At 65.0% G+C, this 13924-nt stretch carries 10 protein-coding genes and 1 pseudogene; 1 reads left to right on the top strand and 10 read right to left on the bottom strand.

Features of this window, described 5'->3' with window-relative positions:
- Positions 1–51 precede the first annotated feature (51 nt).
- From CFB41_RS28475 to CFB41_RS28440, 9 genes and pseudogenes are all read right to left on the bottom strand, one after another.
- Positions 52–993 carry a glycosyltransferase gene (locus CFB41_RS28475; RefSeq protein WP_089458759.1) on the bottom strand — a complete coding sequence of 314 codons (942 nt, stop codon included), beginning with the start codon at positions 991–993 and terminating at the stop codon, positions 52–54.
- Positions 994–1003: 10 nt separating this feature from the next.
- Positions 1004–1519: a serine O-acetyltransferase gene (locus CFB41_RS28470; protein ID WP_089458758.1), complete on the bottom strand. Its 516-nt coding sequence runs from the start codon at positions 1517–1519 to the stop codon at positions 1004–1006.
- 4 nt (positions 1520–1523) lie between these two features.
- On the bottom strand, positions 1524–2717 hold the full coding sequence (locus CFB41_RS28465) for a capsular biosynthesis protein (protein WP_089458757.1): 1194 nt from the start codon (positions 2715–2717) through the stop codon (positions 1524–1526).
- Positions 2714–3919 carry a translocase gene (locus CFB41_RS28460; protein WP_256941240.1) on the bottom strand — a complete coding sequence of 402 codons (1206 nt, stop codon included), beginning with the start codon at positions 3917–3919 and terminating at the stop codon, positions 2714–2716. The genes CFB41_RS28465 and CFB41_RS28460 overlap by 4 nt, the downstream gene beginning before the upstream one ends.
- An 80-nt stretch (positions 3920–3999) precedes the next feature.
- Positions 4000–5529, bottom strand: a complete 1530-nt coding sequence (locus CFB41_RS28455; RefSeq protein ID WP_256941239.1) for a GNVR domain-containing protein — start codon at positions 5527–5529, stop codon at positions 4000–4002.
- Positions 5530–5919: 390 nt separating this feature from the next.
- Positions 5920–6186, bottom strand: a pseudogene (locus CFB41_RS39000) (Wzz/FepE/Etk N-terminal domain-containing protein); the annotation flags it as partial.
- 85 nt (positions 6187–6271) lie between these two features.
- A complete protein-coding gene (locus CFB41_RS28450; protein WP_256941237.1) occupies positions 6272–7429 on the bottom strand; it encodes a polysaccharide biosynthesis/export family protein in 1158 nt (385 codons plus the stop codon).
- 161 nt (positions 7430–7590) lie between these two features.
- Positions 7591–8652: a sugar transferase gene (locus CFB41_RS28445; protein ID WP_256941236.1), complete on the bottom strand. Its 1062-nt coding sequence runs from the start codon at positions 8650–8652 to the stop codon at positions 7591–7593.
- A gap of 199 nt (positions 8653–8851) precedes the next feature.
- The gene (locus CFB41_RS28440; protein WP_089458753.1) at positions 8852–9787 is read right to left on the bottom strand and encodes a helix-turn-helix domain-containing protein; all 936 of its coding nucleotides are present in this window, start codon (positions 9785–9787) and stop codon (positions 8852–8854) included.
- Positions 9788–10356: 569 nt separating this feature from the next.
- Here CFB41_RS28440 and CFB41_RS28435 point away from each other — a divergent pair.
- Positions 10357–12477 carry a M60 family metallopeptidase gene (locus tag CFB41_RS28435; protein WP_089458752.1) on the top strand — a complete coding sequence of 707 codons (2121 nt, stop codon included), beginning with the start codon at positions 10357–10359 and terminating at the stop codon, positions 12475–12477.
- A gap of 44 nt (positions 12478–12521) precedes the next feature.
- On the opposite strand, the gene CFB41_RS28430 is transcribed toward CFB41_RS28435, so the two are convergent.
- On the bottom strand, positions 12522–13559 hold the full coding sequence (locus tag CFB41_RS28430; protein WP_089458751.1) for a GlxA family transcriptional regulator: 1038 nt from the start codon (positions 13557–13559) through the stop codon (positions 12522–12524).
- Positions 13560–13924: the final 365 nt, after the last annotated feature.

Below are 13924 nucleotides of genomic sequence, written 5' to 3'. Positions count from 1 at the left end.
AGACAAGCGCGACGGCCGGCTTCGTGCGATCGCGGCACGGTTGGGCGAGCATCACCGGCGCGGGTATCGGGCGACCGACGACAGGAGCCACGCGGTCACGCCGGACGCATCGATCACGTGACTCCAGCGCACGTGCCTGAGCCGCTCGGGGTCGTTCGGGAGCGCATCGGCCGGCACTGTGGCCAAATCGTCGAAAATCGCACGGCCGCCAACGTGGCAGTGGATGCCGAGTGCGCGGGACAGCGCGAGACTGGTTGCCGCGCCGTTGCAAATAATGCGCTTGCCGAGCGCGGCGTACTCGAGCAGCTTGGTCGGGGTCTGATAGCAATGCGGCCGATGGGTCGGAAAGTAGCAGATCGCATAGTCGGCCCGGGCAACGACGCGCAGCGCGTCGCGTTGCGGCAGGCGGCCGACGAACGTCATGCCCGGCTCGCCCGCAAAGCGGGAGCGAATGCACGGATCCGGCTCGCCCACGAGGGCGAGCGTACCGCCGGCCGTACGGCGATAGCGGCGATAGGCGTGCAGTACCTTGTCGAAGCCACGCTCGATGCTCATCTCGCCGATATAGCAGAAGCGATCCGCCGGCCCGGGATCGATCGGTTCGCGCGCGAGCGTGAAGATCCAGTCGGGCACACCCATCGGCAACAGCAGAGACGGTGCGGCGTCGCGGAAGGCCAGTTCCGTGCGCATGCGTTCGTTCTGGAAAATGCGCAGGTCGGGCACCGGCTGGCATATTCGTTTGATGCGGTCCTTCACGCGCGCAAGCCGGCCGATCGACAGCGATCGATAGTCGTGGATGACGCGGCGGGCCGGGCGCGGCGACGGATAAAAGCCCATGATGCACCAGAGTATCCATTCGCGCGGCGCCGCCAGCCTCGCATGATCGTCGGGGCCACCGGACGCGACCTCGAAGCCTCGTTCCGAGAAATAGGCCGTATACGCGTCGATTTCCGGATAGTGGGCCTTGCCGGGATGCATGATGAAGATTTTCACCGTCGTGCTCCTAATGTCGAATGATTCGTGCCGGAACGCCGACGGCGACGCCGCCGTCGGGTACGTCGCGCAGGACGACCGCGCCCGCGCCGATGCGCGCGCCGCTGCCAATGCGAATGTCGCCGAGCGCGATGCTGTTGGCGCCGAACTCGACGTCGTTTCCGACGCTCGGCACGCCGCTTGCCGAACCGTCCGCGTGCATCGTGTTGCCGATCGTGACGCCTTGCCTGAGGATGCAGCGTTCGCCGATCGTGCAGAATCCGTTGACGACGAGGCCGGTGCCGTGAAAGAGCGTCAGTCCTTTGCCGATGCGTGTCTTGACGGGTATTTCGACGCCCATCAGCCAGTCGCAGAGCACGATGTAGAGGACGATGAGCGGCGCGCCGGCGACGCGCGTCGCGATGCTGCGGCAGGCGAGATAGTTCGCCACCCGGAACAGCAGGACGATGCAGCGGGTCTTGATGAAGCGATTGCGACGGTACTCGTCGACGATCGCGGCGAAGGTCGCGTGAAGCGTCGTCTGCATGGCATCAATCGGCAGAGAGGATCCGGTGAGCGGCACAGGCCGGAATGGCGCCCGTGCCGAAGTAGTCGACGCCATCGACGAGGAACGAATGGATATATTTGCGCAGCCGTTTCGCGTCGAACGATCGGTAGAAGCATCGTCCGAGCGGCGCAACCCGTTTGTCGTACAGCATCGCTTCGAGCCCGACCGTCGAATTGATCGTGACGACCAGGCAGGCGTGCCGGATCAGGTCGACGGTGTTCGACGTCGAGATCGCGAAGCGATGCCATCGTTGCAGCCGCAGCAACGCGTCGACCAGGGACACGTCGCGCTCGGCCGGATGAATCTTGACGATCAGGTCCGCCTGTTCGTGGCTCGCGTAGCGAAGCGCGATCTCGAGTGCCTCGAGGTTGCCGACGTCGGAATGCAGCCTCAACTGCGTATCGTCGGAGACCTGTAACGGGAGAAAGACGTAGCGCCGCCGGGCAAGCTCGTCGGCGGACAGCGACGTGGCGATCGTCGCGTCGATCGAAACCGGGCGCTTCGCGATGAACCGGACGCCATTGCGCGCCACGCCGCTGGTCGCGACCTTCAGCGCGTAATTGACGGCGGACGAGAGCATGTGCGTCAGCGATGTCGTTGCTTGCGGCAACGGGCGTGCCTTGTAGGCTTCATATCGCTCGAGCCACGCGCGATGCACGCGTTCATCCGGCAACGGTAACCGGTCGATGACCGACGGCGTTCGAGCGATGGACGACAGTGCATTGACGCCAAGCGGATCGACGAACAGCTTGTCCGGAAGATTCGATATTTCGACGAAGGTCGTCGGCAGTTCCTGCGCCGCGCACGCATGCGCGACGGCGCGGCAGACAAGTTGATGACCGTTCCACATCACGCATCGCGACAGGCGTTCGGCCGCGATCACGCGGGAGACCGCGCGTACGATCGACGCGCCCTCCCGATGGGCCCGCTCAGGCGAGATCGTTCCGTTCAGCACCTCGATCGCATCCTGGCATGTCAAGACCGAACTGCGCGACGGGTCGTATGGCGCATCGCGATCGACGCGCAAATAAACGGACCGGAAGCCGGCGCGTTTCAGCAGCCGATGGGCGAGCGGCTCGCTCGTGACGAACAGAAACGAATATTCGCCGCGAACCGCGTTTGCTAGCCGGACCAGGAAGCGGTAGCGCTCCATCGAGTCTACGACCATGAGCATCATTTTCCTTCTCCGCAGGGGTGAGTGTGTTGCGCGCATCGATACGTCAGCGCCAGTCCGGCCGTCATCATCGCGGAGCCGGCGAGGGAGAACGCGGTGACGCTGGACAGAAGGGACAGTCCGAGTCGGCGGGCGATCAGCAGTGCTGCAAGCAGCACTGCTCCCGACACGAGCTGAAACAGAAAATCGATGCGTTGCGCGCGTCGCGCAAGGAAGATTTGCGATAACGGGATATAGCTCATCTGGAGTGCGAAGAGCGGAAGGAGGCGAAGATGGAGATCCGCCGAAGGCTGCCAGACGGCGCCGAAAAACAGCATGACAAGCGGGCGGAACGCCCACGCCGACACGAGCGCGTACAGTAATGAGAGCGCCAGCAGCATGCGGGCGTAACTCGCGTACATGCCGGAAAGGGCGCGCCTCGCGTCGGGCGCCGCGATTGCGGCGAGCGCGTCGCGCCGGAAGACGGCGCCGACGCCGAGGCCGATCAATGCAACCGGAAAGAAGCCGAGCCGATAAGCGGCGGCGAATTGCCCGGCGTCGCGATCGCCGAACCAGTTCGGAATCGCGAGCGTGAGTGCATGGGTGAGCACGGCGCCACACAGCGTCGCCGGCAGTATGTAGACAGGAAAGCGGACGTGCTCGATGAAGAACGTGCGTGCGATCCGGATCGCATACCCTTGCGTGACGCCATATCGCACGATGGCCATCAGCGTGACCAGTGCGACCAGGATGGAAGAGACGGTATAGAGCATGAACGGGTCGATCGATCCGCCGGAAACGGAATCCGTCGCTGCAAGCAGCATGGCAAGAAATCCTGCATTCGTCGCGATTCTCGATGCGGATATCCACGCATAGCGGCGCATGCTGGTCAGGAAGCCGTTGGCCGCCTGCTGGACAATGGTCGCGAACGCGAACGCGGCGAACAGGCCGACCGAGGGAAGGCCGACGGCCGGTGCGAGGACGAGGCCGGCGCAGGCGATGCACGTGGCAAGCGCGAGTACGTTGACCAGTGCCGAAAACGCCGCGCGGGGGTTATCGCTCGTGCAGGCGAGTTCGTAGCGAAGGGCAAGCAGGGTGCCGCCCAGCGTGCCGATCGCGACCTGATAGTGGAACGCACCGAGAATGGCCGGACCGGCGGCGCGGGCAAGACAGGCGATGCAGGCAAACAGCACGCACTGCGCGCCGGCGATCCCGGCGACGGTCATCGCCGAATCTCGAAGCCGCGGTGTGGCCGGGTTCGTATGCATGGGTGCCGCGGGGCCCGCGCGAGGCCGAAACGGGAGCGTCAAGGCTGTCTCCTGGCGCGTCGTGATGCGGCGCGCGGGCCGACACCGTTGACGACGATGCCGTCGACGCGTGCGCCGCTGGCCGTCAGCCGATCGAGCGCCTCGCCGGCCTGCTCGAGCGTCGTCCGGGCAGCCCGTACGACGAGCAGCGTCGTTCCCGCGACGCGTGCGAAGGCGGCGGCGTCGGGCCCGGAGAGCACCGGGCACGTCGCGACGAATACCGCGTCGTAGCGTGTTGCGTACGTTCCGATGCCGTCCCACACCGGTGGGCTCGTCAGGCGATCGGCCGCATAGCCCTGGGTCGTGCCGGCCGCGAGAAAGTCGACGCCGGGCGTGATGTCGCGTATTGCGATTTCGTCGGGCGCGCGGCCGGCGGCGAGGATCTCCATCAGGCCGGGCGCGTGAGCCTGTCCGTACTTGCGGCTCAAGCGACCCTCGCGCGTATCGCCGTCGATGAGCAGGACCCGGCTGCCCGCCGCGCCGTAGACGCGCGCGAGCTCGCCGGCGACGAACGACGTACCGGCGGACGCCGATGCCGAGGTGATCACGACGATGTCGTTCGCCGCGTCACGTCTGGCATGGTCGAGCAGGATGCGCAGGGTGCGCAGCTGTTCGATCGCGGGCGTGTCGTCGGTTTCGGGCGATGGCCCAATGGCTGCGCTTTCGGCGCGCGGGCGAGGGCGGTCTCGAGTGACCGGGTCGAACGGAATGCCGATCAGCACGCGCATGCCGAGATGGCGCTCGATCTCGCGCGGATCGACGATGCGGCGGGACAGCATCGAGCGGACCATCACATATCCGCTCCCGAATACGACGCCGAACACCAGCGACGCGATAACGATCAGCGTGTTCCTCGGCCCGACCGGCTCTTCCGGCGGCGTTGCACTGTCGACGACGCGCACATTGCCGATTCTCCCCGCACGGATGAGCTGCAACTGCTGCATGTTGTTGAGCAGCGCGGTGTAGAGATCGGTATTGACCTTGACGTCGAGCATGCGGCGCAACACCTGCTGCTGAAGATCGGGCAGGCCGCGTACCTTGTTGTCCGCAAGCGCGCGCTCTTGCTCGAACAACGCGATCTGCCGCTCCGTTGCGAGCACGTCGGGATGCGATGGGGTGTAGCGGGCCAGCAACGCTTCGCGCCGCTGCCGCAATTCGACGAGATGTGTGCTTGCATTGGCCGAGTGCGCGAGCGCGAGCTTTGCCTCCTCGACGAGATCGATGCTTCCCTGTTCGTTGCGCAAGGCCGTCAGCCTTGCTTCGGATTCGGTCAATCGCGCTTTCAGAAGCGGTTCCTGCAACTCGAGAAAGGCGAGCGAGCGGGCGGCTTCGAGCGATCGCTGTTCGACGTTTTGCGCGAGGTACTGCCGACCGATCTCGTTCAGTACGCGGCTCGCGACGTCGGGATCGGGGTTGCGCAAAGTCGCGACGATGACGTCGGATTGCTTGACCTTTTCCATCACGCGCAGGTTCTTGCGCAAGCGTTCGATGGTGGCCGCACGCGAATGGCGAACGAGCGTGAAGTGCACGCCGGCCTGCGCGTCGATCGAATCGACCTGCAATGCGATGACGCCGCCGGGTACCGCGATGCGTTCGAGCCGGCCGACCGTGCCGTCGACCGGCAAGTGCAGTGCGGGCCCCGTCAGTCGGTAACGGCCTGAGCCGAGGTTGGCCAACGTGAAGCGCTGGTCGAGGTAGGTGTCCGGGATGTCGAACGTCGGGACGTCGATGCGCTCTTGTCCCCACGCGAAGCGGCCTTTGGGTGTCGCCGCCGGTGGGGACAAACCGTCCGACCGGCGAGCGATCCAGTCGCCGACGATCGGGAAACGATCGGGGCGCGCGTCGATGAACAGGTGCAATGCGTCAACCGCGCGCGACACGACGAGGCGGGACGCCAGGATCTGCGTTTCCGCGCCCGCGGTCGATTTGGCGTCGAACAGCGTGTAAATTTCGCCCAGCAGACTCCGCGCGGTTGCCGTGTCGCCGCTTTCGATCACTTGTACGAGAATCTCGGCCTGATAGACCGGCGGCGCGACGATGCTATAGATCACTCCCGCCAGCAACGCGCCGCACGTGGCGGTCGCAATCGACCATTTGCCGTCGCGCAGCGTGCCGACCAGCGCAAGGAAACTGGCATCCTCGTCGCGCCGCGCCCGCGCTTCCCGGTGCGTGTATGACGCGTTCATCGCAAGCTCCGCGGTGCTTTTGCAGTGCGGGTGGCCGGCGCCACGATGGGCAGCGCCGGCGAGCCGCGCGAGTCGAGCCGTTCGCTCATTTTGCCGCGATCGCCGCTGTCAGGCCGGCATTCATGGCGGGCATCAGCAAGCTCAACAAGCGATGAAGCCGGACGAGCCCGCTGCCGTCGATATAGACGATGTCCTGCGGTTCGAGCTCGAACTGATTCGCGAGGATCATCGCGACCGGTGAAGTCGCATCCAGCCTGTAGACGTCCGGCGTCGCGCCGCGCGAGGCCCGGATGACGTACAACTGCGCCGCGTCCGCCGTCGCCTGGTTGACGCTGCCGGCCTGCGCGAGCGCGTCGCTCAACGTGAGCCGGCCGTTTCGGGACGGAATCGCGCGAATGGGCTTGTTGACTTCGCCCATGACGAATACGCCGCTGTCCTCGCGCGACGCGATACGGATCCTGTCGCCGTTGCGCAGAACGATGCGTGCGGGATCGAGGGCGGAAGACGACGCGCCTGACAAGTCGAGTCGGACTTCAAGGTCGCCGCGCGTAAAGCCGATACGGCTTTGGTCCGCGTGGGCCGAAAACCCGCCCGCGTGGCCGATCGCGTCGGGAAGGGTCATGAGCGTGTCGTTCAGCGCATACGAGCCGGGTTCGCGTACCTCGCCTTCAATGTAGATGCGCTGCGAGCGGAACGAGGCAACGCGCACGGTGAGCTGCGGGTCTCGAAACGTCCGCGCGAGCCGTGCCGTGAGCCGCGTCCGGATTTCGCCCACCGTCAGGCCCGCGACCGGCAGCACGCCCGCATACGGAAACTGCAGCATGCCGTCCGAATCGACGACGAACCCGGCAGGCGCATCCGCGGGGCGCGCCACGGTCGGGACGAGGGTGCCGGTCGCCTGCGCGAGCTCGGGATGATCCCAGACGATGATTTGCAGCACGTCTCCGGTTCCCACGCGATACCCGTCGCCGTCGGCGGTCAACAGGCGCGATGCATCGGCCGTGGCGGGCGCGCCGCGCGCCGACATCGGCACGGCATCCGTGCCGATATCGTAGACCCGCACGGACGATTCGTCGGGCGTCGACTCCGTTGCGACACCCGACGACGGCGCGGCCGCGCTCACGGGGGGCGACGGCAACTGCATACGCATGCCGGGCGCGTTCGCGCATCCGGCCAGCGCGAAGCTCGCGATCGACAGCGTCAGCAGGCGGCGCCACGGCCCGTCGCTCCGGCGCCGTGGCACGCGAGCCGGCGGCACGCTCGAGCGGGTGGTCGTGCGATCGCTCGAAGCAGGGCGGGGATTCGATGCAGGCTGACCGGCTACGCGGGATGGATTCGGGCGATGCATGTCTCGGGGTGTTGGTGTGAAGGGGCGTGCGAGAGTCGCGTTCGCGCATCGGCGCATCAATAGGCTCCGGCGCCGCGCACGACCACGCCAATGGTTTTCAGGAGGATGCGCAAGTCCTGGCCGAGCGACCAGGTACGCACATAGCGCACGTCGAGCGAGACTCGCGTCGCGTAGCTCGTGTCGTTGCGCCCGCTGACTTGCCAAAGTCCGGTCATGCCGGGACGAACGGCGAGGTAGTACGCGAGGTCGGCGCCGTAACGCGGCAATTCCGCTTCGACGATGGGGCGTGGGCCCACGAGGCTCATGTCTGCGCGCACGACGTTGAACAATTGCGGCAGTTCGTCGAGGCTCGTGCGGCGCAGGATGCGCCCCATCGGGGTAATGCGGACATCGTCTTTCAGCTTGAACTCGCGCTGCCATTCGGCGCGTGCCTGCGGGTTGCTTTCGAGCAGCGTCTGCAGCCGGCGGTCCGCATCTGGCTCCATCGTACGGAACTTCAGGCAGCGGAACGGACGACCGCCACGGCCGACGCGGGTCTGCGCATACAGGCAAGCGCCGCCATCGAGCTTGACGGCCACCGCGATCAGGGCAAGCAGCGGGGAAAAAACGGCAATGAGGCCGAGCGCCAACGTCACGTCGAGCGCGCGCTTGAGCCTGCTTTGGGCGACACGCTCGGCGCCGCTGCGAATCGCGCCGGGCGCGGCGTCCGCCGGCCATGCCGCCCCACGGAACCCGAAGAGGGTAGGCAACACGGCCCGAAACGCCAGCAGCCCGATGCATGTCGTCATCGTCCAGCACAGGAACCACGTTGCCGACGCCAGGAGGTTGCCGTCGATGGCGAACAGCAGCGCGGCGCAGCAGGACTGGACCGCCCCCCACGCCAGGATCGTCCGGCTCAGGATGCTGCCGACCGAATCGCGCGCGCGCGTGACGTACAGCCCGCATGCCGGAAAGACCGACAGCGAGAACGCCGTCGCGAATGCGATCGGCATGCCGCCGGCCAGCGGCGCGATCTCGCCTTCGATGCCGACGACGGTCGGCGCGATGGCGCCCGATACGATCATCGAGAGATCGACGACCCTCGGAAGGACGGGAGTCGTGAAATTGGCATCGGCCATGGGGTGTGCTCCTGGACTGTGATCGGGCTCGAGGGCGGGGCCGAATCCGCCAACCCGTGCAATGAAGGGAAGCCGGACGTCGCAGCACGCGTGGATACCGGGCCCGCGCCGACGGTTGCGATGCCGCATCGAGTCGGCGAGGTCAAGCGAGGATGATCGTGTCGCCGCACGGCTGCATGGCGACACCATCAAACCGCGGTCATGCAGTGCCGTCCGGTTCCTGGCGAGGCGGGTGAGGTACCGGATCCGCGTCCGCGTATGCGCTGCTCAGACGCACGGCGGTTCGGTACTCGGTCGGCGAAAGGCCGAGATGCTGTCTGAACATCCTGGCCAACTGGTTCCCTCGGCCGATTCCCGTGCGTCGGGCTATCTTGTCCGCGGGGAGATCGGTGTGGGCCAGCAACCGGCCCGCCGCTTCGAGACGTATGCGCCGCACGAACTCCGACGGGCGCTGGCCGAGTTCCTGCTTGAAGCGTCGCAGGAAGTTGCGCTCGCTCATCCGCGCCACGGTCGCGACTTCCGCGATGGAAATGCGTTGGGTGTAGTGCTCGCGCAGCCAGTCGGCCGACGCGCGGATGCGGTCGCTGATTCTGACGTGATGCGAACGAGTACTCGTCTCGCCGAGCGGTGCGATGTACGCGTCCATCGTGCCGTGGCCCACTGCGTCGGCCGGTCGCATTGACCGGCACGCGCCGTTCGCGCCCTCGACGGCGTGCCCGGACAGGCCGGAAAGCTTCGTGGCGCGGCCGTCGTGTTTCGTCGTCTGTCGCTGGAGAACGTGGCGTCGAGGCAGAGGTGTATCGGCGCTGCTCGCCGCACGAAATGCGACGACGCATGCGAGGCGCGTCGTCTCGTGCTCGGCGAGCGACTGCGTCCACACGGGTATCCCGGAAGACGAACGCACGATGCCGCCCTGAGTCGACAGCAGCAGCAGTTCATACTCCGCGGCGATTTCCGCCGCCGCACCGCCGGGTGCGTTGACGCGGCAGAGGGCTTTGGAAAAGCGTTCTGCCTGCCTGAGAGAAAATCCGTCGAACAGCACGGCAGCCACCGTGAGCCGGCGGCGCGGGAATTGCATTGCGCATCGAAACAAATCGCGGCTGCTCCCGCAATCGGGAACGGCATCGTTTTTCATGTCGCCAAGCCTCGGATCTCAATCACGTAGTTTGCGTCGTGTCTCTGAGGATAATATTTGTAATACTGCAGAAAGCAATGGCGAATTCGGTGTATTGGCAGTTTCGGATGAAGTATTGGCAGGGGTGGGCAAAAAGATAAATTAAGAATGCGTACTTTGTTTCGGGATCCGGGGCGGCAAATTCGAGACATTAATATCTCGAAATAAATCAAACCCGAACCGGGTTCAATGGGCGGGGGCGGACAGTATTCGTATCCTGGCTGCTTCGTGGTGGGGCGACCTCGGGGGAGAACAGGCTGGCGTATCGTCGAATGGACGGAGAGTATTGTTCCGGATCGCTTACGGTCGATCGAAAAACGGGCAGCCGAGCCGGATTCTCGAAATGCCTGGAGCGGATCGGCTCCGGCATGTTGAAATTATTTTCAGCGATTCTTCATAAAAACCACGTGACGACGCACGAGTGGATCGGGTATGGTATGAACGCGCGTGTCGACTTGGAATAGTCCGTTTCAGGATTATTTAATCTATTTATTGGGAAGCGATTCCCATTTCGATACGAAAAAACGATCATGAAACAGCATCGAAGCCACCGCAAGTTCCGTGCGAACATCGTCATAGTCGCCATAGCGACGTCGTCGGCGGCGACTACCGGCGGCGCCGCACCCGTGCCGGCGCATGTCCCGGACGTATGCGGTTCGTCGCTTCGGGAAGCCGGCGATCCGCTGGATGTGAAGCGCGCGCATCGGCGCGCGCTTCTGGCCAGCCCGGTGCAGTCGACCGGATTCTGGGCGGCGCGCGATACGGCGCTGACGATCAACGTGACGTACTGCGGTCCGCCGCCGAATCGCGCAACGGAAGTGTGGATCGAATCGATCGCGCGCGCCGGCGATCCGGCGTTCGCTCGACAGCGGCATGTTCTTCGCGAGGGGCAAAATGTCGTTCCGGTCAAGAATGATGGTGTCATTTATTTCGTCATGCGAAGCGAGCGCGGCCGCGGACAGGTTTCGGCGAGATTGGTGAGCGGCGGCCGGGCATTCCCGCGTTTCGTGCTCGGAAAGGATCGCGCGAGCGACTGGAGCGCGATACTGAACCGCGGTTCGGGCGAGCCGTACGCGGAACTGGTCGGCCGCCGGATGATGTTGACGATGCCGCTTGCCGTTGTGCGCGAGCATGTCGACAATCCCGAGCAAGTGCTGAGTCGGTGGGACGAAATCGTCACGCTGGCGGAGCAGCAATACGGGTTGGGTCGTGACGCCGCGTATCCGAGCATGGCGACACCGTTTCGTCATCATTTCGTGACGCAGCCGGATGCGATGCCGGGCGATATGTCGGCATCGGATTATTGGCTCGGCACGCGTGTGGATCGGGCGAGGCCCGTCCTGAACGCGGCCGAACTGGTGAGCCACGGCTGGGTAGCCTGGACGCAACTGGGCCATCATTACCGAATCCCGGCGATGACATGGGATACCCAGCAGGCCGCGATGAGCCATCTGACCGCACTGTACGTGCAGCGCGCGCTCGCGCAACCGTCACGGCTCGTCACCGATCGCGTCTGGGACAAAGTCCGTGCTCATCTGGACCGGCCGGGCGGCAGTTACGACACGCTCGGCGATCCACTCGTTCGCGCGGCGATGCTCTGGCAACTCGATCTTGCATTCGGACGGGACTTCCATGCACGACTCGGCCAGCGTTATCGAACGTTGCCGGTCGCGGAGCTGCCGGTTGCCGACGATCGCAAGCGTCAAGCCTTCATTATCGAGACCAGCCGGGTTGCGGGGCGGAACCTCCTGCCGTTCTTCGATAAATGGGGGCTGCGAGCTAACGCTCAGACACGCGCCATCCTCGCGGCGTCGGGGCTGCCTGCGCTCGACAAGCCGATCTGGGATAACACGGACGATGCGGTGACCCATACATACGGCCCTCTCGAGCAGGCGCCGGCCGGCAGGATCGTGATGCCGAAATCCGTGATACCGGGGCAAGGATTCACCGTGCAGGCGGAAGTCGCGAACGCGACGGGCCGCTCGCCGCAATACGCGTGGACGATACCGGCCGGCTTCCATACGTCAGGAGGACGAGAGGGGGCGAGCATTACGCTGATCGCGCCCGCAACGGCGTTGCCTGGCGCATTCGCCCCGATTCGCGTAACCGTAACCGTAACCGTGGCAGGTGGCGGCGTTGCGACGACGCTCGGCGGTTCGATTCAGCTTCTCGGCGATGGCGCGGCGCTTCACGACGCGATGATGCAACGCGTGTACGGCAACGGAACGCTGCGGCAGTGGAACAGCGAGCGGCGCGGTACGGTCGGTGATCTTTACGTCTATTCGAATCCCTATCGAATGTCCCGCGACTATTTCCGGCTACTCACGGCACAGTACGATTTCTTTCCCACGTCGGGCACGAGCAATGCATCCTGGCGATATCTCGGAAGCTATGGCGGCGAGACTTACTCGGCGTCGCAGGCGTACGATCTGAAGATGCTCGCGGAATACCGCAAGCCGGCGATGCGCGCGTGGGACGGCGCGAAGGTGGGCGTGAGCGGCGACATCTACGGCTACGACAATCCGTATCGCAGTACTCGCGACTACTTCAGGTTGATCAACGCAAACTACGGCTACTTCCCGACCGACTGGTCGAGCAACGCTGACTGGCAGTACCTGGGCAGCTACGACGGCGAGCAGTTCGCCCGATAGGCCGTATGCGAGTGCGCGTGTGATGTTCCGGGTGAGTCGACCGTTCAGGCCGGCGCATGGGCGGGGGCGATCGGCGTCGCTCGCGCCGCAAACGCTGGCTCCGCACCCTGCGCAAGCGGCGCCACCTGCTTGCGGCGCTCGCGGGTCGGCGCGACGCCGAACGCGTCGCGATAGCTCTTGCTGAAATGGCACGCCGACTGGAAGCCGCACGCCATCGTGATGTGCATGATCGACATGTCGGTCTGCAGCAGCAGTTCGCGTGCGCGGCGCAACCGTAGCGTCAGGTAGTAGTGCGTCGGCGTCATGCCGAGGTGTTCGCGGAACAGGCGCTGCAGTTGCCGCTGCGACATGTTCGCGAGCCGCGCGAGTTCCTCGCGTGACAGCGGCTCCTCGATGTTGTTCTCCATCAACGAGATCACTTCGAACAGCGACTTGTTCGCGGAGCCGAGGCGCGCGACGAGCGGCATGCGTTGCTGCGCGCTCGTGTCGCGCACGTGTTCGACGATGAACTGCTCGGCGATCTGCGTGACGCGCGCGGTGCCCACGCGCGCGGCGATCAGGTTCAGCATCATGTCGAGCGGCGCGACGCCGCCCGTGCACGTGATGCGGTCGCGGTCGATCACGAACAGTTCCTTCAGGAAGCGCGTGTCCGGAAACTCTTCCTTCAGCGCCGACATGTTCTCCCAGTGGATCGCGCACGCATAGCCCGCGAGCAGCCCCGACTTCGCGAGTGCATAGGTGCCCGTGCACAGGCTGCCGAGCGGGATGCCCGCGCGCGCGAAGCGGCGCAGCGTCGACAGATGGGCGGGCGTGGTCGCGCGCTGCACGTCGACGCCGCCGCACACGAACACGATGTCGGGCTGCCCCACGCATTCGGCCGGGCCGGTGTCGACCGTCAGGCCGTTGCTCGCGGTGACCGGGCCGCCATCCGGGCTGATGACCGACCAGCGGTAGAGCGGCTGGCCGCTCAGGTAGTTCGCCATCCGAAGCACCTCGATCGCATTGGTGAACGCGATCATCGTGAAGTTCGGTAACGGCATGAACGCGAAGTGGGACAGCGACGCTGTGCGGTCGGGCGACATGGGGAGCGTTCCTAGAATCTCTAATAGCTTTACGCCCGGGGGCACCGATCGGGCTGCGATATTGTGTGAGCCAGCGCAACAAGCGTGCCATACGGCTAAACCCTAGATCCATACGTTGTCTGGCTGAAAGCGGCATGCTGCACTGCACCGTATCCGTGACGGGTTGCACCCCGACCGGGCGGCAATCGCACCGCCGGCGTGCCTGTTCATAGGTGAACTGGCTCGACCACTTTTGTTGGTCATCCGAAAAAGCACGACCGGTCACTTGTATAAAACGGACGCGGATGGCGGAAAAGGCAAAGAACGCGTCTAAATTCATCAATCCGCCGAAAATCCGAACGACAAGAATAGAGCCGTCGGCAGCC

Origin of the sequence: Burkholderia sp. AU33803 (genome assembly GCF_002223095.1) — a bacterium.
Taxonomy (GTDB): domain Bacteria; phylum Pseudomonadota; class Gammaproteobacteria; order Burkholderiales; family Burkholderiaceae; genus Burkholderia.
This window is presented reverse-complemented; position numbering and strand designations above follow the sequence as displayed.